22 protein-coding genes are annotated in these 20,683 nt (G+C 38.3%); 7 read left to right on the top strand and 15 right to left on the bottom strand.

The features are described from left to right. Window positions 1–38: 38 nt before the first annotated feature. On the bottom strand, window positions 39–926 hold the full coding sequence (locus tag CWB78_RS12310) for a cation diffusion facilitator family transporter (RefSeq protein WP_029771724.1): 888 nt from the start codon (window positions 924–926) through the stop codon (window positions 39–41). Beyond that, window positions 913–1,644, bottom strand: coding sequence for a transglutaminase-like domain-containing protein (locus CWB78_RS12305; protein ID WP_029771726.1), 732 nt, complete (start codon window positions 1,642–1,644; stop codon window positions 913–915). Before CWB78_RS12305 ends, CWB78_RS12310 begins: the two co-directional genes overlap by 14 nt. Before the next feature lie 78 nt (window positions 1,645–1,722). Here CWB78_RS12305 and cadR point away from each other — a divergent pair, with 78 nt between their 5' ends. From cadR to CWB78_RS12290, 3 genes are all read left to right on the top strand, one after another. Beyond that, entirely contained in the window at window positions 1,723–2,112 is a 390-nt protein-coding gene (gene cadR, locus CWB78_RS12300) for a Cd(II)/Pb(II)-responsive transcriptional regulator (RefSeq protein WP_096041309.1), read from the top strand. Window positions 2,113–2,154: 42 nt separating this feature from the next. Continuing rightward, window positions 2,155–2,532, top strand: coding sequence for a MerR family transcriptional regulator (locus CWB78_RS12295; protein WP_074498699.1), 378 nt, complete (start codon window positions 2,155–2,157; stop codon window positions 2,530–2,532). 102 nt (window positions 2,533–2,634) lie between these two features. After that, window positions 2,635–3,051 (top strand): MerC family mercury resistance protein, encoded by a 417-nt coding sequence (locus CWB78_RS12290; protein WP_223230624.1) that lies wholly within the window; start codon window positions 2,635–2,637, stop codon window positions 3,049–3,051. 315 nt (window positions 3,052–3,366) lie between these two features. Here CWB78_RS12290 and CWB78_RS12285 read toward each other — a convergent pair whose 3' ends face one another. The 10 genes from CWB78_RS12285 to CWB78_RS12240 all read right to left on the bottom strand — a co-directional run bounded on the left by CWB78_RS12285 (window position 3,367) and on the right by CWB78_RS12240 (window position 12,360). Beyond that, window positions 3,367–4,614: a hypothetical protein gene (locus tag CWB78_RS12285; RefSeq protein ID WP_138595829.1), complete on the bottom strand. Its 1,248-nt coding sequence runs from the start codon at window positions 4,612–4,614 to the stop codon at window positions 3,367–3,369. A gap of 254 nt (window positions 4,615–4,868) precedes the next feature. Continuing rightward, entirely contained in the window at window positions 4,869–5,675 is an 807-nt protein-coding gene (locus CWB78_RS12280) for a S1 family peptidase (protein ID WP_055018908.1), read from the bottom strand. Window positions 5,676–5,871: 196 nt separating this feature from the next. Next, window positions 5,872–6,603 carry a MauE/DoxX family redox-associated membrane protein gene (locus tag CWB78_RS12275; RefSeq protein ID WP_055018909.1) on the bottom strand — a complete coding sequence of 244 codons (732 nt, stop codon included), beginning with the start codon at window positions 6,601–6,603 and terminating at the stop codon, window positions 5,872–5,874. Window positions 6,604–6,636: 33 nt separating this feature from the next. Beyond that, window positions 6,637–7,146, bottom strand: coding sequence for a DUF305 domain-containing protein (locus tag CWB78_RS12270; protein ID WP_064387011.1), 510 nt, complete (start codon window positions 7,144–7,146; stop codon window positions 6,637–6,639). A gap of 140 nt (window positions 7,147–7,286) precedes the next feature. Then, window positions 7,287–7,805, bottom strand: coding sequence for a DUF411 domain-containing protein (locus CWB78_RS12265; protein ID WP_126009121.1), 519 nt, complete (start codon window positions 7,803–7,805; stop codon window positions 7,287–7,289). A 10-nt stretch (window positions 7,806–7,815) separates the two neighbouring features. Beyond that, a complete protein-coding gene (locus tag CWB78_RS12260) occupies window positions 7,816–8,304 on the bottom strand; it encodes a YybH family protein (RefSeq protein ID WP_008109928.1) in 489 nt (162 codons plus the stop codon). A 22-nt stretch (window positions 8,305–8,326) separates the two neighbouring features. After that, window positions 8,327–9,235 carry a CopD family protein gene (locus CWB78_RS12255; protein ID WP_064387014.1) on the bottom strand — a complete coding sequence of 303 codons (909 nt, stop codon included), beginning with the start codon at window positions 9,233–9,235 and terminating at the stop codon, window positions 8,327–8,329. Between the two features lie 11 nt (window positions 9,236–9,246). Next, window positions 9,247–9,654, bottom strand: a complete 408-nt coding sequence (locus CWB78_RS12250) for a copper resistance CopC family protein (protein ID WP_004588802.1) — start codon at window positions 9,652–9,654, stop codon at window positions 9,247–9,249. 22 nt (window positions 9,655–9,676) lie between these two features. After that, complete coding sequence (locus CWB78_RS12245) at window positions 9,677–10,540, bottom strand: copper resistance protein B (protein ID WP_055011431.1); 864 nt, start codon at window positions 10,538–10,540, stop codon at window positions 9,677–9,679. After that, on the bottom strand, window positions 10,537–12,360 hold the full coding sequence (locus CWB78_RS12240) for a copper resistance system multicopper oxidase (RefSeq protein WP_138595827.1): 1,824 nt from the start codon (window positions 12,358–12,360) through the stop codon (window positions 10,537–10,539). The genes CWB78_RS12245 and CWB78_RS12240 overlap by 4 nt, the downstream gene beginning before the upstream one ends. A 166-nt stretch (window positions 12,361–12,526) precedes the next feature. On the opposite strand from CWB78_RS12240, the gene CWB78_RS12235 reads away from it, so the two are divergent. Beyond that, window positions 12,527–13,213 carry a heavy metal response regulator transcription factor gene (locus CWB78_RS12235; protein ID WP_004588805.1) on the top strand — a complete coding sequence of 229 codons (687 nt, stop codon included), beginning with the start codon at window positions 12,527–12,529 and terminating at the stop codon, window positions 13,211–13,213. After that, a complete protein-coding gene (locus tag CWB78_RS12230; protein WP_055018910.1) occupies window positions 13,203–14,600 on the top strand; it encodes a heavy metal sensor histidine kinase in 1,398 nt (465 codons plus the stop codon). The genes CWB78_RS12235 and CWB78_RS12230 overlap by 11 nt, the downstream gene beginning before the upstream one ends. 458 nt (window positions 14,601–15,058) lie before the next feature. Here the strand turns inward: CWB78_RS12230 and CWB78_RS12225 are convergent, their stop codons facing one another. The 3 genes from CWB78_RS12225 to CWB78_RS12215 all read right to left on the bottom strand — a co-directional run bounded on the left by CWB78_RS12225 (window position 15,059) and on the right by CWB78_RS12215 (window position 17,332). Beyond that, window positions 15,059–15,655, bottom strand: coding sequence for an HD-GYP domain-containing protein (locus CWB78_RS12225; RefSeq protein ID WP_004589546.1), 597 nt, complete (start codon window positions 15,653–15,655; stop codon window positions 15,059–15,061). A gap of 405 nt (window positions 15,656–16,060) precedes the next feature. Next, a complete protein-coding gene (locus CWB78_RS12220; protein ID WP_138595825.1) occupies window positions 16,061–16,651 on the bottom strand; it encodes a hypothetical protein in 591 nt (196 codons plus the stop codon). 357 nt (window positions 16,652–17,008) lie between these two features. Then, window positions 17,009–17,332, bottom strand: coding sequence for a hypothetical protein (locus tag CWB78_RS12215; RefSeq protein WP_069438783.1), 324 nt, complete (start codon window positions 17,330–17,332; stop codon window positions 17,009–17,011). A gap of 685 nt (window positions 17,333–18,017) precedes the next feature. Between CWB78_RS12215 and CWB78_RS12210 the strand changes: the two genes are divergently transcribed. After that, window positions 18,018–18,629, top strand: a complete 612-nt coding sequence (locus CWB78_RS12210; protein ID WP_024032698.1) for a TnsA endonuclease N-terminal domain-containing protein — start codon at window positions 18,018–18,020, stop codon at window positions 18,627–18,629. After that, window positions 18,626–20,653 carry a TnsB C-terminal domain-containing protein gene (locus CWB78_RS12205; protein ID WP_138595823.1) on the top strand — a complete coding sequence of 676 codons (2,028 nt, stop codon included), beginning with the start codon at window positions 18,626–18,628 and terminating at the stop codon, window positions 20,651–20,653. Before CWB78_RS12210 ends, CWB78_RS12205 begins: the two co-directional genes overlap by 4 nt. Window positions 20,654–20,683 lie beyond the last annotated feature (30 nt).

Genomic DNA, 20,683 nt, shown 5'->3' with positions numbered 1-20,683 from the left:
GCTTTTATATTTAATCTTTTTATTTTAATTTTTAAAGTTTAATTCGCATCATCTCGGCAAGTTTCTTTAGGAAACTCAAATTCAATGGTTGTATGAGACAAGCGATAGGCAGAAAGTCTCTTAGCCACTTGTTCCTTAAGTTTAATTAATTCATCAACGTCAGTTTTTTCGACTAATTCTATGTGAGCAGTTAATACGTGACTTTCGCCATCTAACGACCAAAAATGCAGATGATGTACGCCATTAACTTCTGGAAGGTTAGTTAGCGACTGTTTTATACTTTCTTGAGTTTCTTCATCTGGCGCGGCCTGAAGAAACAAGACAATTGTTGATTTCAGATTTTTAAAAACATTGAACAAGATAAACAATGTGAAGCCAATAGATAGTAACGGATCTAAAATGGGCAAATCTACAAATAACAGCACAATAGATACAATAAGCACAGCAACCCAGCCAAGTACGTCTTCAAGCAAGTGCCATGTAAGTACTTTTTCATTTAAGGTTTCTCCAGCTTTTAATTTTAATACAGCATATCCGTTAACGGCAACGCCGAGTATCGCTAGCCCTAACATCCCCTCGACTACAGGCATTTCAGGATTGGACAGCCTTGGAATTGCTTCAAATAAAATCCAAATTGAGCCAATGATTAAAACAATACTGTTTATCAATGCGCCAAAGAGTGTAAGTCTACGATAACCATAACTAAACTTATCTGATGCTTCTTTATCTGAAAAACGACTTAAAATCCACGCAAAACCTATTGAAAGACTATCACCAAGATCGTGAACGGCATCTGCCATTATCGCCGTACTGTTAGTGAGCCAACCACCTATAAATTCTATAATAGTGAATGTCACATTAAGGAAAAATGCCCAACCAATACGGTCGTCTTTACCATGCTGATGACTGTGACTATGGTTGTGCATTTTGTACCTCCAGTACTTTTTTATTTCTTATTTTTGATACATTCATATTAATCAAATGTCGGATCACTCGTTGATACAACCAACGTTTTACACCTGATAGATTAGTACCTTTTTCGAGATAGAACTTATCTGGTGAATCATAAAGCCCAAAGTCGTCATGAATACCTTCTTTTTGAATATAGGTATCCTCTCCACGCCAATCCGTACCGGGTGAAGATAAGCACTTTGTTGCAACACCATAACCACAAAACTCATCTTTTGCTTGGCTAAATTTCTGCTGTAGTGAGCTTAAGTATTGCTCATCCAATATAAAGCCCTCTAAGTTTATCCAACGCCCTTCAAAGTAAACTTCTACCCAACTATGAATGATGTATTTAGGTGCTAACCAAAATACATAGCTTGGGATAGCACCTTTTTGTAGTTGCTGATCAATGGTAAAACCATGGAAACGACACTGGATACCTAGTCCACGCAATAGTGCCATTAACAGATTACCCTTAGTATTACATTGTCCATAACCATCTGCTAGCACATCGCTTGCTGAAATATCATCACTCTTGTTATAGCCAAACATTATTTCATCTTTTACAAACTGATAAGCGGCACCAGTTTTGTTGAAATTATCCAAATTTTTCCACCCTCGTTGATCGATCAGGGATTGGATATCTTTGTGTTCAAAATTAACGATATTCGTATTGTTTAAATATTTCTCAGTCATTTTTATATATCCCTTTCGTTGCATACCTATACTATAGATCCTATAGTAACTATAGAGTCAAATGTCTGGGGGAAATTGATGAAAATAGGCGAATTGTCAAAAAAATCGGGCTGTTCAGTACAAACGATTAGATATTATGAAAGAGAAGGATTACTGTTAAATCCAAACCGTTCAGAAGGTAATTTCAGGCTGTATGATAGTAAAGCACTTAAACAATTGGAATTCGTAAAGCATTTTCGCAGCCTAGATATATCACTCAATGATATTAAACGTCTTATCGAATTAAAAAATAAGCCAGAAGAAAGCTGCTCTAGCGTTAATGCATTAATTGATCAGCAACTTGCACTAGTGAATAAACGTATGAAAGAATTAAGGGCGCTTAAAGCTGAATTACAACAGATGGCAAGTGCTTGTGGTTCAGACAATACAATTGAAGCGTGCGGCATCATCAAATCATTGGATAGCTAAACTAAATATAACTTTAGATTAGTAGTATTCACAAAGGCAATAATGAAAACCATTGGCAAATTAGCACAATCATTAAATTTAAATGTAGAAACCATTCGTTTTTATGAACGAGAAGGGCTGATTACACAACCTGAAAAACCAATATCTGGTTATAGACAATATGACGAAACAATAGCAGGACAACTTAGGTTTATCACAAAAGCCAAAGCGCTCGGCTTTACGTTAAGAGAAATAAAATCGCTAATGTCTATGGACAGCAACTGCGCTCAAGTTGAGCTATTAAGCCGACAAAAGTTAGCAATCATTCGAGACAAAATTAATGACCTTCAACGTTTAGAGAAAGTAATTGTGGATATGACAAATACCTGTATGCAAAACGAAGATCCAACACATTGCCCCATAATTGATTCATTAAAATGATTGACTCCGTACTTATATACGGAGTTTAGAATGATGGTAATATCAACCAATAGACTTTCAAATGATAAATAAAATATTAGGCAGAGTAGGCTCTAGTGGCGTTTGGCTAGCGGCACGGCCTGCTTCCCTGCATTAAGGTCACTTGCATCGGCATTAGGACTAGGCTTCTTCTCTCACTTCGAAGGAATAGCTGTAAATACGCTTTTACCTATTTTTGCATCTTTGGAACTATTGGTAAACTTATACAACTGGCACAAAAATAAAAACCATACCAGAGCTGTCTTCAGCATTCTAGGGCCTGTAGCAGTGCTATTAACGCTTTATCCTCTTTGGCTATATGATTGGAGCACATACCTATTTTACTTTGGTATTTGCTTAATGGTCGTTATGTCGGTTTTGGATATCGTAAAACCAGTAAGGGAGCAAACATGCAACGTATGGCTAATTGCCGTCGTTGAAACGATTAACGGTCAATATCTGCTTTTCGCTCAAATAAGACCCAAAAAATGGCTCATATAGCTATCTAGGTTAACGCTTTCAAAAACAGAAGTATATTTCCGATAACTGCCTTTGAATTCCTATAAACGGAAGTTTGCTTCCGAAATATAGCAATATTGGGTTAGAAACCGGAAGTTTACTTCCGTTTTGTACTTTAAGATTATAAGTTGGTATCTAATGAAAGCTCGGCAGTCCAACTCTTTTCTACTCCATTGTGTTTTACGTTAGTTTTTCTACACAGCATTCAGTTTAGTATTTGACTTACTTTACCTTATGACAAAAACTCTAGCTATATGGTCAAACTTACTCATCCACTGCAGTCCGTCAAGTTGATAGCTATTCAATAACTAAGTGCCGGTTAATAGCTTTTTTACACTCAAGGGTAAAGCGCCCCCCCATGTCCCTATCTACTTCGAACCTTTTCTTTTCCGAATCGACAAACCTTACAGTTGTTTTTATGTTCTCACCTTCACCGCTCAGGATGAGGGTAAGAGTGTTCTCATCTACCTCTTTGTAACCGAGAGTTAGCTTCTTCTCTCCAGCTTGGTTGTATATGTCATATTTTGGATAGTTGTCATCAACCTCCACAGCGCCTATTTTATCGCTTTCGCCTAGTAGTGGTTCAAGAACAATATCTTGAATAACCTGACAAGCTAATAGGTATAAAGGAGAACCCTGCGCTTGTTTGATGATCGACCTTAGCTGGATGCTTCTATACAGGCCACCAAATGTAGCCCCTTCACTACTGGTCACTAAACTCTCCGCTATTTCATGGGCAGCAACAAACATGTTCAGTATATCCTCTTGTGAGTTGGATTTTTCAGTTGATGGGGTTTCAACCACTTGATTCACTATGGGGGATAACTCTCCACCTAAGAAGTTTGTTAGATGGAGTGTTTCGAAAAAAGCATCTCGGTAGGTATTTATATCTGAGCTATCCAAATTAATCACCCTCATCCCAATTTCATAATGCAGTGTTAGTGCACATTGATTTAAATACTGAATTAGCTGGATGATCAGACTTTCTTTGATGTGCCTGTTCGGCGTTTCTTTGGCTTCTTCGTTTTGCAATAGGTTTAGAGCTTCTTCTAGTAGCCTTTCGGTATTCCGAAAGTAGTAGTCAATGGCTCGTATCGCTTCATCACAGACACTTAGTTTACTACGTTTAATTAGACGGTCTTCCGCATACACCTTTGAGTGAATTGCTGGCAAGTCATCTGTTGAAATAAAAGTAAATGCACGGTCAGAGGATAATTTACCAAACTGCTTAATTAAAAGACGCTCACTAACATCATACTCATCTCTAAGGTGTCTATTTATTACTTGCTGCTCCTCTAATTCGGATGGCTTATTTGAGTTGTGAGCTATCAACCATTGAATTAATGTCGTAACACAAAAAACAACAGAAGCCAGCGGTATCCGATAGGTTTCTAATGTATGTTTTAGCCCCTCAGAGAAGCCAGAGACATTTTGAGCCATAGAGACCAATGTCAACACTACAATTAGAGTGAAAAATGGCAACACCCAAAACCAAATGGATTTGTATGGAGGTTGCCTTCTAGCTTTGCTCTTTATTGTGTCCATAAATATTTCTCAGTCAGTAGGTTATGTACTAGCTTACCCTATGAAACCCGTCATAACCAACAGAGTTTGCTTGCGTTGCACATCATCCACACTGCCAGAAAGTCCGCCGTGGCGAGCCGCTTATTCAATACATCACCTAATTCTAACTGAGTTAATTTAACAACCTATGTAACTCAAAATTGTCCAAGAACGAGCTTAAACGACCGTCCGCTTCTCGCTCTAGGTCGAACTTCATTACAGTCCCAAAACAGACGCTAATTGACAGTTTTTGGTTCGCTAGCTAATACATCCTTAATCCACTTACTATAATTGGAAATTCTCACTTGATATGCAGTTGTACCATATAACCCACCCTTAAAATCAGAAATATCGCCATGCGCTAATTGCCAACTTGAAAGCCCTACAAGAAAGGGTATACCACCCTGATAAATGACAGAGGCTCCACCACTATCACCTGAAGCGTGCATTCCCTCTAGAGGTAATCCATTAGGTGCCTTATCAAACCTGAATGTCAGCCAATTAGTTTCTGCATTTTCGATAATATTTTGGAAGTGATTCAGCTGTTTCAAAGATTTAGTCTCAGACTCTTCGCCAATAAGCCCATTACCTGTGGCACCTCTACCAAAAACTGTAACTGTTTTTCCTTGTTCTTTTGTGTTTGTGTAAAGAGTAATCGGTAATACATCGCTCACAGGCGAAGTTAATTTGATTAATGCAATATCACTTCTTGCTTTAAAAAAACTCATTAAAGGCGCTAAATTTCCTTTCAACAAACTTTCGCTAGGTTTTTCAAATTCAGGATGTATGTACACTTTTTCAATTTGATATGTATTTGATCCAATCCTTAAACTTTTACCAATATAATTATAAAAAATGGTATGCGCGACAGTTACAACCCACCTTGGGTTAATTAAAGCGCCATGCCCTTCATGAGGCATATCCACTAAGAAGTTAGGAGCTTCTTTCGACACATAATTCTCAGGGGGAATATCATGCCTTTTTACAACAGCGAGACAGCTAATAGAAAAGACAAATAGAAAAATGAAAAAGAAAGCTTTCATAGTGCGTCCATGTTTTTATGAATGCTTTACAGGCTACCTTGCAAGCTAGGAGAAGGCAACTAATTCGACCGTCTGCAATTCGCTCATAGCAGTCTGCCTGATGAAGTCTAAACGTATTCACTTAAACTGTAAGATCAGATATGAGCTGGTACAACTTGACTAGTACACCATTATGTTTTTAAATTAAAGCTGTTGTTTACTTAATAAACATCCAAATACCGGCAGCGATCATAAACAGGTTTTCTGTTAGGGAGATAAACCCTAGTGGTACGTTACTGTCACCGCCTACACACGCACATTTTAACTCTCGTTTATCTATATAGACTGCTTTTATCACTGAAACAGCACCAACCCCACCTATGAACAATGAAATAGGGGCAATAATATAGGCTGGTAATCCGGCTATCATTCCAATGCCAACAAATGCTTCTAAAAATGGGTAAACATAGGCGTACCTGACTACTTTCATAGCGACTAAGTCATAGGTTATAAATGAATTAGTAAAGCTAAATAAGTCTTGAAGCTTTTGTATTGCTAACACTGCCATTGTTAGGGCTACAAATAGTTCAGCGGTTTGCATTGATAATAAGCTATTATTCGCTGCAAAACTAAATGCCACACTAAGCAAAAAACTAACCGAAAAAATCGCAATCACGGGCGTGTAAGTTGTACCTTCTTGCCCAGCTTTTGGCTTATCAAAGTAATCGCGTAAGTCGTCATAGCCACCTATACGTTTATTATCAATAAATGTTTGAGGTGTAGTTTCTACACTGTGTTGTTTTTTAAATTCATCTGTTTGCTCTCGAGAAGTTAATAGCTGATCATCAACTGTATATCCCTCTCGCTCTAGTAGGTCTTTTGATTTTAAACCAAACGGGCAAATATGCTCATCTGTGGCCATTCTAAAAAGTTGGGCTGATTTACTCATGTTTAGCTCCCTTTTATGTATTGGTATAAAATTTTACTTAGCATTAAAATCCGGTACTGTCCTAGATTGTGCTTGCTCCTGAGTTTCTGCTAGGCCATTTTTCTCTATATCCTTTAGTAACCACTGCATTTCTTTAATCTCACGACGCTGTGCCTCAATAATATTTGTTGCAAGCTCTTGGACTCGCTTATCTTTGATTTTTGCCCTTTCACTGGTGAGTATTGCAATTGAATGATGTGGGATCATCGCCGACATCCATGAGCTATCATCAACAGTCGCTTGTGATCGAACTAAAAATAAACTTCCCGCAAATACGGTAACACTAGCAATGAGTACTGTTATATTTTTCTTTTTATCTTTATACATATTGAGCATGAAAAGTAGCATTATCACTGCCATCGTGGCTCCCATATAAAGCGCCATATAAGTACGAGTTTCACTAAAAAAAACATGACTTAGCTGATAAGTATTCAAATACATCAGTACAAACATGACTAATGTTGATGTGGCTATCATTAAGAAAAACTTTAAATACTGCGACATTAGATGGCTCCTTTCTATCATTTACTTTGTATATCATTTATACCAATGGGTAATTCTTACAGGTTATTAGGCGTAAACCCACTATATATTTAATCATTGAATCAATGTTTAATATTACATCAAGAGTTGTGCCATAAGTGTTAAAACTGCTCAGCGTATTTGCTAATATGCTTATAAGTATTCTGCTGTAAATCGTGCGTAAGCATTTCAATATTATATTTATAAAAGCGATCGCCTATTTCCATACCTGGCGTACCAGCAGGCATAGAGGGAACAGAGAGCCCTATCGTCTTTTCAGGATGTTGTTCAGCTAAAAACTGTTTTATATGTTTGGCGGGAACATGACCTTCAAATACAAATCCATCGGCTGAAACGGCTGTATGGCATGACCGCATATTTGGTTTTATTTGATACTGAGATTTAATCGTCCCCATGTCATTGACGTTAATTGCTTTTGTTTGAATATTGTTTTCGCTCAAATGAGCAATCCACTTATTACAACATCCACAATTTTTACTTTTATAAACGGTAAGCTCAATTTTAGGTTTTTCTGAATTCTCATAAGTTATTAATGCTTTATGTTGTTTTTCGATACTTATCGCCGAAAATGACATAGTTAATGATAAAAATAACGCTGAGGTAATGTAGATTACTCGCATTGTTAACTCCTTAATTTGACCAATGAATATGAGTGATTTTCCAACCTGTATCGGTGTTTTTTAATGTGATTGATTCCATTCCCATAGACTTAATATCTTTTCCTTTGTACTTTCCTTGAGTTTTACTTCTTGAAATTGAGTAAGCTATGTCTCCATTTGTGTAAACTTGATGCTCTAGTAGTTCACTATTAACAGCACTTAAGAATTTCATATCCGCTATCATATGATGTTTCGCGTATTCATCTGCAGAACGCTCAACACTTCCGCCTTCAAAAATGATGACATCGTCGGCCAGTAATTTACGTGCAGCTTCGCGATTGCCTTGTTTTAGAGATGCATGAAATAGGCTGACTGTTTTTGCAGCCTCGCTATCAACATTGACAAAGGCCTTGCCTTTTTTTGAATATTTTTCATCGTCATGTGCACTAACAGTAAAAGAACTAACAGTGCTAAAAATTAGTAGCAATAAAATTTTTAAATTAAAGGATTTAATTAACATACGTTTCCCTTTTTATTAATCGTTAAATAGGCGGACCAACAAGTGTGGTAAATACACTTGTTGTAATAAGTACAAACAGGGCAATTACTATTTCAACAGTAATCGAGCGTTTTAATATACTTATATGGTGTTGTTGAGTGATTTGCGGGACTAAAAAAAGCTTATGCCATGCACCTAGGAACAGCATCGCGCTGACGAGTAACAGCTTTAATAAAATTAGTTGCCCATAATCTGATGTAAACAATGCAGAAAATGACTCTAGGTACCGCAGGAGCAGAGTTAAGCCCGAAATAAGTAGTACAAATACAATAACAATAGCGAGTTGACCAAAGTAATGCATTAACCGCTTTACTTCACTGGTAGGTAGTAAAGTGCAGCTTTTGTAAAGCGGCCACAATGACCCTAACCAGCTCGCTATGGCAATAAGGTGAAAGGTTAAAATACTTTTCACTAACCCATTTTCGTTTGCACTGTGCCCAGTAAAAGTGAAGCTATAAGCGATAAACCCAAGCATGATGAGTATAACGGCACCGTTTTTATAACCTGCTACGTTATCATCTGATTCCACATTCCACATACATGCGCTAATTAGAGCAATAATAAGCGCTGGTATTCTAAACCTTGCTTGGTCACCTATGACTGATTGCCAAACAATTTCAAGCATAAAGGGGTCAAACATTCCCATAAAGCCTGATTCAGCCATTGCTCCAGCTTCTATAGGTACTTGTAAAAGTGCAGCAATACTACCTGTAACTACACACGTAATTTGCCAACGTTTTAAGAACTGATGAAAGCTAATTAAGTGATGCTCTGCAACATTGCTGTTGCCACACATAAAGCGCATTAATAAAGTGCCCGCAAGCCCTACAATTGCTATATAGCTTGCTAGTTTTAATAATAGTAAGAGCACTGACCATTCACTTAATTGCATGATGTTGCTACTTAATGATTATGTTTGCTGTGGGTATTAGATTGTTCTTGCATCATCTTATGCGATTCATTTTTATGTACCATAAATCTAAACGTGCCAGTCATTTTATGTCCATCACCACCCAGTGCTGTCCATTTAACCGTGTAAGTGCCTTGGGCTAGGCTCGGTAATGACCAATTAAAGTCTGTGCTTGGGGTGGCGCTGGGTTTGAAATCAAAGTTTATTGTTTTATTTTTTTCATCTTTGATGATGACTTTTGCTAGCCTTACTTCACCACTAAAAATTAACGAAAGTTCCTCTGGTCCTTGCATTAACATGGCTTCTTGTGCAGGTATTGATTGCTTGAGTGATATATGCGCTGATGCGGAAAATGTAAGCACTAAACCTAAAATGGCTACTGCAGAGTTAAAAAACTTCATAATTACCTCTTATTTAAAATGATTAAAACCAAAATTTAATACCCGCAACAAATGCGGTGTTGTTGCTACTTTGTCCACTTGATGTGGCATAGTCGGCGGTATTGCCAAATTTATTGCTCCATTCAACGCCAATATAGGGCGCAAACTGGCGTGTAAATTCATAACGAACCCTAAAGCCAATCGCGCTGCTTGATAGGCCACTTCCAAGCTCGTTTTGTTTATCGTTTTTGCCATAAAGTGTAATTTCGGCTCGCGGTTGTATAATTAGCTTTTGCGTGAGTAGTAGTTCGTACTCTGCCTCTAACGTAAATGCGGTATTGCCTCGCTCACCTACGTATGCTGTCATATCAAGTTCAAACCAATAAGGGGCTAAACCTTGTAAGCCAAAAGCCAACCATTGCCGATTTTCACCTTCTTTATTGTAATCAAGACGAACACCTGCTTGAGTATCCCAATATGCTGATACGGCATGACCCCATAAAATATCGGTTTGGTTTTCTTCAATACTTCCTTCGCTGAAATCACCCTCGGTTTTAATTACCAATCGATCAAAGGTAGTGCCGTACCATGCTTGTAAGTCAAATACACCTGCGTTTGCTTGCTCGTTATATTCAAGACGATCGCCTAGTAATGCGTAAAATGGATGCTCATCAGCGAGTGTTAATCGCTCATTGCCCTCAAGCGCATATGGGCCTTCTGTTAAAGTTGTTCCCGCAGAGTAAGCATGGGGGTCTCTTGCATCTTTAGGTGCACTTCCTCCTTGTGGTTGCATCTTAGCGCTATTCATTTGTGCCATTTCACTTTGCGCTAATAAAGGGAAACTAATTAATGAAGCCCCAGTTAACATTAATAAACTAAATGATTTAGATAGTTTTAATTGTTTCATGATACGACTACCTCTCTAAACATGCCGGCATCCATATGGAATAATAAATGGCAATGCCAAGCCCAGCGCCCTACATCGTGAGGGGTGGTTAAAAAGCTGATTCTTTGTGCGGGTTGAACAGGTATTGTATGACGTCGCACTTGCACATCACCTTGCTCGTTTTCTAAATCACTCCACATACCATGCAGATGCATAGGGTGCGTCATCATGGTATCGTTTTGTAAAATAACTCTTAAACGTTGGTTATGCTTCATATGCACTGGCGTGCTTTTACCAAATTCTAAGCCATCAAATGACCAGCTATAACGTTCCATATTTCCGGTTAAATGCAACTCAATTTCAGCTTCTGGCTCTTGCTGGTTAGTGATCCCTTCAAGTGAGTGTAAATCTGCAAGTGTTAAAACACGGCGACCATTTTTACGTAAACCAATACCAGGATCATCAAGATTTGTTCTAGGCATATCAACGCGCATATCAACTGAAGCTCCATACTCCGTTTTGGCATGAAGCACTTTAGGGCTGGCAACTGCCAATGGGTTTTCAGACATACCATGTTTGCTATGATCCATCGCCATTGCACCGTGCTCCATAGCGCTATGATCCATTTCTTTAGAGTTCATACCTGACATGCCAGCCATACCTGCCATTGCAGAATGCTCACCGCCGTGGGTCATATTGCCCATCATATCGGTCATCGTTAACCATTCAACAGGGTCAAGTGCAGGTACTGGCGCATCAATATTAGGCGAGCTTGATAAAGTTCCTTTTGCGTAACCAGAGCGATCCATACTTTGAGCAAAAATCGTATAGGCATCATTTTTAGGCTCAACAATTACGTCGTAGGTCTCACCAGGGCCGAATCTAAATTCATCAACTGTCACTGGTTCAACGTTTTGCCCATCAGCTTGTACAACTGTTAGTTTTAGTTCGGGAATACGAACGTCAAAAAAAGTATTGCTTGAGCCATTAATAAACCTAAGTCTTACTTTTTCTCCAACTTTAAACATTCCTCGCCAATTTGACATTGGCGTACTACCGTTCATTAAAAAGGTCATTGCTGATGCAGATAAGTCAGCTAAATCTGTAGGATTCATTCTCATTTGATTCCACATTTTGCGGCGTTGCAAAGCATTCGAAACACCGCTATTTGAAACGTCATCAAAAAATTCTGGAACAGTGGGCTGATTGAAGTTAAATACATCACTCTGTATTTTTAATTTGCGGAACAGCGCCATTGGGTCATCATCAGTCCAATCAGATAATTGAATAACATGCTCGTTATCTGCACTAATAATATCTTTTTCTCGCGGTTCAATAATTAATACACCGTACATGCCAGTCATTTCTTGAAAGCCACTATGTGAGTGATACCAATATGTACCGCTTTGTTGTAATTTAAATTTATAAACAAAGGTTTCGCCAGGCATAATGCCTTTAAAACTGATACCAGGTACGCCATCCATTTGATACGGTAAAATAATGCCATGCCAATGAATTGAACTCGGTACTGATAACTTATTTGTTACTCTAATAGTAACGTCATCGCCTTCTTTGAGGCGCAAGGTAGGGGCGGGTATAGAGCCATTGATAGTTGTCGCCATACGTACTACGCCAGTAAAGTTAACCGGCGATTCATCTATAACCAGATCAATTACTTTGCCGCTAAGTTCGGGCACAGTGCCTGTTATTGTTCCTGCTACTAAAGATGATGCAGCATGTAATACACTCGGAAAAGCAGCAAGTACACCTCCTGCAATTAAGCCTTGAACAAATCGTCTTCGTGGTGTGCTAACCTGTTGTGATGACTTTTTAAACCCCATTTCCTTACTCCTTCATACCAGAATATGTATTGAGTATAGAAAATAGACCTGTCTTAAACATGACGCGAACATTACAAAGTTGTAATGTTGGTGTCATGTTGCTGTAGTGACAGATACTGCATAATATTTGCAGAGGTAGTTGTTAGGACTTTAATGAAGGAATTGTATGCGCTTATTAGTTGTTGAAGATGAATCAAAGACAGGAGATTATTTAAAACAGGGACTAAGTGAAGCTGGTTTTCAGGTTTCTTTGGCGCGCAATGGACTTGACGGTCATCACCTAGCAATGACCGACTTATTTGATGTAATAATACTTGATGTCATGTTACCTGACGTATCCGGTTGGAAAATTTTACAGTCGCTACGTGAAGCAGATAACAAAACCCCAGTACTATTTTTATCTGCTCGCGATAGTATAGACGATAGAGTAAAGGGGCTCGAACTTGGTGCTGATGACTATTTAATAAAGCCTTTTGCTTTTGCTGAAGTTTTAGCAAGAGTACGCACTCTTATTCGCCGTGGTGTAGTACAAACAGTTGACGATATACTGATAGTTGCTGATTTAGAAATGGATATTCCAAAGCGAAAAATACAACGTGCAGGCAAGCGTATTTTATTGAGTAATAAAGAGTTTAGCTTACTTGAACTATTGTTACGGCGCGAAGGTGAAGTACTGCCACGTTCGTTAATTGCTTCTCAAGTATGGGATATGAATTTTGATAGCGACACCAATGTGATTGATGTTGCCATTCGTAGGCTAAGAGCAAAAGTTGATGATGACTTTACTGTTAAATTAATTCATACGGTTCGTGGTATGGGCTATAAATTAGAGGTTGAAACTGATGGCTATTAAGTCACGGCCTTTATCACTTACGATGCGTGTTGTGTTGTTTGTCGCTGTAACCGTTATTGCGTGCTTAACTTTAGTTGCCACCTTAATAAATAGTTCGATAAAACATCATTTTTTCCAGCAAGATAGTAGTGAACTGCATGTTATTAATCAATCTATTGAATTAGTTTTAAGACAACAGTATAAATCAAACCTGAAACTTAAAAATGAATTATCTAACGCTGTAGCGGGTCATCACGGTGTTTACTATCAGGTAAATACCGCAAAAGGAGAGCTCATTTTTCAAAGTTCTGAACGAGATTTTAGTGATTTTGTAATGAGTGCTAATGCTTCAGCTGGCTTTAACCGTAACAACATTACCTCATGGCAAAATGATACCCACACCTACCGAGCTCTGGTGAGTAATTTAAGTACTGGGCAACAGCAATACAAAATTACTACAGCGATAGACATGAGCTTTCATTTACACTTTCTCAATCAATTTCAACAAAGTCTTTGGGCTATTATGTTTGGCTCTGCGGTACTCATTTTATTGGTGGCTTGGTTTGCTATACATCAAGGATTGAACCCTTTACGAGGTTTGAGTCAGAAAATGCATGACATCCAAACTAATAAGATGGATGTAAGGCTTGATGAAAATAAAGTGCCTATTGAGCTTGTTAATATGGTGCAGTCGTTTAACTCGATGCTCGACAGGCTCCAAGGTGAATTTATTCGTTTATCAAATTTCTCTAGTGATATTGCGCATGAGTTACGTACTCCACTAACAAATATAATCACTCAAACACAGGTTGGTTTATCTAAAAAAAGACAGTTGTTAGAGTATCAAGAATTATTGTTTTCTAATCTAGAAGAGCTGGAACGACTAACTAAGATGGTTAGTGATATGCTTTGGCTTGCAAAAACTCAGAATGGACTGGTTAAACCCGTTCAAAATACTCTAAAAAGCCATGATGAAATTGAAGCATTATTTGAGTACTTTGATGCTTTGGCTGAAGACTCATTGATTACATTTAAGAAAAAAGGTCAAAACCTTTGTTTTTATTGTGACAAATTACACTTTCGCCAATTATTATCAAACCTCCTATCCAATGCAATAAGGTATGCCCCAAAAGGCTCATCAATCACAGTAAATAGTGAAATATTTACCGCTGAAAAAATATGTATTTCAGTGATTAATACTGGGGAGAGAATACCTTCTGAGCATTTACCTTATTTATTTGACCGCTTTTATCGACCCGATAAATCGCGCCAACGACACAGCGATGGAGCTGGTTTAGGGCTTGCAATAGTTAAAGCTCTAGCGCAAGCAAACGGTGGAAATATAGAGGTCAGTTCAAATAATCAAACTACCAGCTTTAAAGTTTTTCTAAATTTAGCTAAAAGCTAATTATTAAATTTAATAACCCAATGTTTGCTTGTACCTCTAGACTTCCCAGCTTTCATTAAACACCGGTTTATAAACTTAAAGTACAAAACGGAAGTAAACTTCCGGTTTCTAACCCAATATTGCTATATTTCGGAAGCAAACTTCCGTTTATAGGAATTCAAAGGTAGTTATCGGAAATATACTTCTGTTTTTGAAAGCGTTGGCCTAGATAGCTATATGAGCCATTTTTCGGGGTCTTATTTGAGCGAAAAGCGGAGGGTCGGGTAAACTCGTTTTTGGACAAAAACGAGTTAGAGCCGAAGGTCGGCTCTGTGCCATTTGCAGACATTAGCAACGCCTGAGCTCAGGTGCATTTGAGACAACGCCTGCTTTTGCGTTAGCAAAAAAGTGGGTGGCGGATCAAATGTCATCTGCAGAGACTTTTTAGGCAGCGTTCACCGTATTCTAGGAACGAGCGTTTACGAGGCACGTGCCGAACTGGCCTTTATGACTTTTGTAAACAACAAAAAAATATTTGGATCAAACTTCGTGTCCACTTCATGCTTCAAGATATTCATAGTTTCAAGGTGCGATTTAGCCATGCGGTATGGCCTGCTAGTCGTCAGTGCATCATACGCATCAATGATCGAAAGTATTCGACTACTCAGGGGAATATCGGCACCAGCCAGTCCGTCTGGGTATCCGCTTCCATCAAATGCTTCATGATGATGTCTGACAATAGACGCGACCTCGTCTCTGTTTGTCAGGAATGTCTCACTAATTATTCTCTCACCGATAACCGAGTGAGCCTTTATCTCTTCCCTTTCATCAGGTGTGAGCTTTCCAGGCTTCGAGAGAACAGTATCACGAACTCCAATCTTACCCACGTCGTGTAATTGACTGGCAATACGCAAGTCATCTAATGAGGGGGCACTCAAATCGGCCGCACGCCCCACTTCCAACGCAAGCGCACAGACGCGGTCACAATGGCCTCTAGTATACGCATCGCGCGCGCACAATGCCGTAATGAGTGATGGGTAAGCATTTTCTTGATCTGGTGCGAGGGCAAAAGCCATTGAATATCTCTCCTTGTTCAGCAACGCCTAACAATTTAATAGTGCGCTCATCACGCATATTTTTGCTGACTTCAAGCTCATCTATCCACATTCCAACAAATAACCGAGGGTATTTCAAGATTTTAAATAAATTTAAATGTAGGATATACGCGTTGCTCGTTTGCTTGACTATATGAATAAACGACACAACTTTATCTATTAATTAGCCCTAAATTTAGCCATCCTCAATGACCGGTTATCGCTCTTTTGAGGCATTCGCCTAAACACGTTTTGGGGCAGAAATGAGTTAAATCGGAAAGGCAGCTCATGGCACAAATGCGTCTGTTCGATTTGGTTGACTCTATTGTTCAAATCTGACAGTTTTGGTTAGGTCTTATTAAATGAATTCATTCCGCGCTTATCTTGTTAAGCAAAAATGCTAACTAAATCACTGTTAAAAGAAAGTCCGCTTAAGCTATTTTCATTAACCAGAGATTTAAACGCAGCATTACAATAAAGTGCTGTCCCACCTTGTATGCATGATTTAAAAACAAGATTTTTGTCTGATTTAAATGATAAGGATTTGAGGCCATCCTCAATACCATTCAGGTAAGCCTTTTCAGTAAGAGATTCGTCTTCTTCTTCGAAAACGAGTGGATTAAATAAAATTAGCTCTTTATCACACCTAAGCGGTATAAATTCCCCGTAAACTTGCAGATAGTTCCCTAGGGCAATATACGCTTTTTGGTTCAAAACAAGGTAATTCGAAAATAAGTTTACGTCGTAGGCTTGCTTTAAAGCTTCTTTTTCAACTTTGCAGCTAAATCCGTTTTTGACTATATCCGTTATTCTAGTTTTGCCGCTTGGAAAGCCAATCTTAGCTAAAATTACTGCTTCTTTATAACTGAGGTTATTTTCTTCGGCAATTTGGTCTGCCATCGATACGATATCTAGGTCAATTATATCGTATGTTCTATCTGGTTTGTGTAATTTATAAATATCGAGTTCCTTTCCCATAAGTAATCCTTTGTGAAGTAATATTTGTGCTTATTAAAGATTAATGAAGCCAGAATATCAACTCCTTCGGCAACGCAAACAGAATCTTATTGAATATTAGCCAAATTTTATTAGGCTGGATTACTAAGGGAGTGCGCGTTAGTTATACCTGTACTCTATTCATTTATTAGCTTTTACTGTATTCATTTATTAGCTTTTAATGTATTCATTTATTAGCTTTTAATGTAGAACTAGCAATATTTACATAATACAGATTCTCATCTTTGCCTACCAAAGCCCCTAGGTATCTACCGTAATGTAGAGCTCATGACCCCCAAAAGTAAAATATAATAGATAGTTTACAAGGCGTTAATCGCCTTATTTATCTTCCATAATATCTTTAAGTGCAATGCGTTTTAGCTGAGTGCCATCGCGATACCCTTTTACTAATAATTCATCTAATACAGCGCCGGTGTAAAAGGTATAGCCATTTTCTTCATCAACGGGAAGCTCGTATACAGAGCCTGATATTTGAGGCCAAATCCAATAATTCCCACAGGGTGATAAGTGAGGTAGAACCATTGAACCTGAGCTTACTCTCCATTCATCATCATTTTTCCACGAACAAAACAACACATAGCAGGGTTTGCTATCAATAGTTTGAAACGTTAAAACAACCCACCCTTCTGGCTTGTGTTTCATATGTCACTCCATCTTGTTTACAAAAAAATTTAAGCCTCCATTAACCTTAACTTAATAAACAAGAACACCCCCTCTTTTTTCTTAAAAAACACAAAAAATAAAAATGCTTAAATTAACCTAGAATTAATATCGTTGGCATTTTATGAATTTTAAAACCTAAATCAAAGACACTTAAAGAAGATAGCGAGAGGTCTGACCAGCTTAACCTTCTCTATTTCTGTAATATCTGCAATCATAGTGACTGCCTTTTGAAAAGCATCAACATTGCTGGGGCTAGGTGTGAAATTTTAAATTTAAGCTTTTAGGAGCAGCACTGAATACTAATTTCACTTTGGGTGTTTTACTTGAACATAACAACTTCATGTTAAACACAAACATAAAATCGGTTTGGATAAGGTAAAAACAACTCGAGAAACCTTCACAGTACTTTAAAGATAAATTTTTTTTGAGAATAAATAATTTGCTCGTAGAAAAAACATTGAACTTAACTTTTGAATTTTAAAGTGAGATTAACCCTTGAAAATAAAACAAAATTTTCAGTGGCTCCAAGGATTGATAAGCCTAATTATGACGAAAGGAATAATGTAAAAATGCTTACCAAGAACAACTATTCTAAAGATAAACCTTTTAATTTATCACCCATTATCTATAGTGTAAAGACATTTATTTTTTGGGAGGTAAAATTATGACCGTTACAAAGACGAACGCTAACGTTCACAGAGGTCGATTTGTTATACGATTTTACTCCCATAAAAATCAGTGCGCACTTAATCCCGAGTCATTTCAGGAGCTGATCCTGGCTTTTAAACTGGAATGTGACCCTAATGTGAAGCTGTTTGCCACCCAGCCTGAGCAAATAGAAGTGACTATAGACAAAAAAGTTTACCGCTATACACCCGACTTCTTAGTCCTATATCATTCTGGCTTCGCTGAATATATTGAAGTTCATCATGAGTCTCAGGTTGATAAAGAGTATCACTCGAAAATTCATCTTTTTAATGAGTACACCCGAAAAAAAGCACAAATAGGTTTACGGTTAATCATCGTCGATAAGCTCAATACTATCTTTATGGCGAACCTTAATCTGATAACAATGTATTACTCGGAGCATTCATTCCCATTAACAATGCTGCCTGATGGAGATTTAACCTTTGGTGAACTCATCGAATGCTTGGAGGGTATAGCTAAAAACCCAGTGGCAGAGGCTTATGGACTAATTGCATCAAATGTATATAAATTCGATATGGAGAAGCCGTTAAACGCCTCTACTACATTGATGCGAGGTCACCTCAAATGATCGGATATGCTACGGGTACTGACTTGACTAATAAGTACGGTAACGTTGAATCTATTGCGTTTGTTGACAGTACATCAATACTCCTTTCCGGTGATGGTATAGAGACTAAGAAGCGCCTATTACCTCGAGACGACTTTGAGAAATCAATTGATGATCAAGGCTTTATATTAAGAAGGGCACAGCATCCACATATTGAACTAACAGAATATCAAAAGTTAACGGTTACATCACGATTGATGTATCAATCTATCTTGAAAGAACTGGTTAGTGAAGGATACCCTGCTACAACTAAGAAGACATATGATGAGCTCATCAAACGAGTCGAGAGCCAACATCCTGCAACTATTGCCACAAAACACCCGCAATGGAAAACGGTATGTCGCCATTGGCGCGTATGGGTTCAATCAGATTTTAATGATGAGGCGCTTGCGGGAGTGAAGCGCAATAGCCCTGTACGGCTAAATGCGGCCACTGAGGCTTTCATACAGCACTACATCGCTACCGTCTATTCGTGTAATAACTCTGCTTTCAAAGGCGCATATTACAGTAACTATAAACGAGAAGCGCAAGAAGCTAGCTTGAAAAATAATGAGATTCAAATCGCATCACAACGCACCTTTTACCGCCGGTTACAAGAGCTTACTGATGCCGAAAAACTTGCTAATTTTAAAGGCCTTTCACAAGCGGAAATCAATAAGCGACTAACAACGCTACGTAAACGAATAAAAACCTATTACGCAATGCAGCGCGTTGAATGCGACCGTGTTGTGCTAAATATGTGTTTAATTGACGACAAAACAGGTCTTCCGACACCGCCTATTTCTTTGTATGTAGCAATAGACGTATACACACGCGCACCTATCTCTGTGGTGCTTAGCTTTGAACCTGAAAACTCTGCCGGTGGGCTTAACCTTTTACGTCAAATATTTATGGCGGATAGTAATCTTACAATGAATGGACGCAAACCGACTACATTGATTATGGATAATGGCCCAGGGTTTAATAATCGTTTGATAAAAAAGGCTGCGGAGCGACTTGAGTTAAATATTCATTATACACCATCAAATCAACCTGCTAAGAAGCCATTCATTGAGTCATTTTTTAATGTATTAAGAGATCACTTTTTTTCGGGTATGAAGATTGAAACGCAAAGTGGTGAGACGAGTATTGGATTTCAAAGTTATTCAGGAAAACGTACTAACCCGAACTCACTCGACACAATTCCATTAGCTAAACGTGCGGATATAAAGGTATCTGATTTTACAAAGCTACTGAATATATTTTTGACAGAATACATGCACAAACACCATAAACAGGCTGGCCATACGCCTATCAAAAAATGGAATCAGTCCATTATTGATACGCCTATGCCTTCATTCACATATGATCAGCTACAACATTGCTTCCACGTGTCCAGAGCCCAGGCCTCACATAAATTACAGCAACGTGGAACTATCAGATGTTTAGGTCAAGATTATTACAGTGATGAGCTAAAACAACTATACGCGGCTACTAAAACAGACATGGAGCTGGGTGAAAACCCCTCTGTTTATGTGTTTCATGACGACCTAGATGCCAGAAAAGTAACAGTTCAAGCAACACTGCCTGGCGAGAACAATCCTGTGGAAATAGTGGCTGATAATATTGACCATCATGATACTAAACTACCAGTCAGCTTTGCTGAACTAAATGGCAGTCAAACTCTGACCCAACTCGGAATATATACAGAAACTTTCTCCCATACTCCTACTGGTCACTATGTCGGTGAAATAACTGAATTCGTAAAGCAAAAGCCCAAACGCAAACAGCACAGAGGCCCGAAGGTAGCGTCTTTCAATAAAAATACGAAAGAGAACTTATCCATTGTAGAGCGAATAAAAAAATCTCATAAAGTGAATGAACTTAAATCACAGATATCGCACTCAGGTGAACAAGATACCTACGCAGATACGATAGTGAGCAAAACCAGAGAAATGGCCTCTACCCGTTATAATGATGATGAAGGAAATGAAAAACAATGGTAACTATGCCCAGTACAATTTTCGCATGTGACA

The sequence above is a fragment of the Pseudoalteromonas sp. S1612 genome (assembly GCF_005887175.1).
GTDB lineage: Bacteria > Pseudomonadota > Gammaproteobacteria > Enterobacterales > Alteromonadaceae > Pseudoalteromonas > Pseudoalteromonas undina.
Note: the sequence above shows the minus strand (reverse complement) of the source record. Positions and strands in the feature narration are given on the sequence as shown.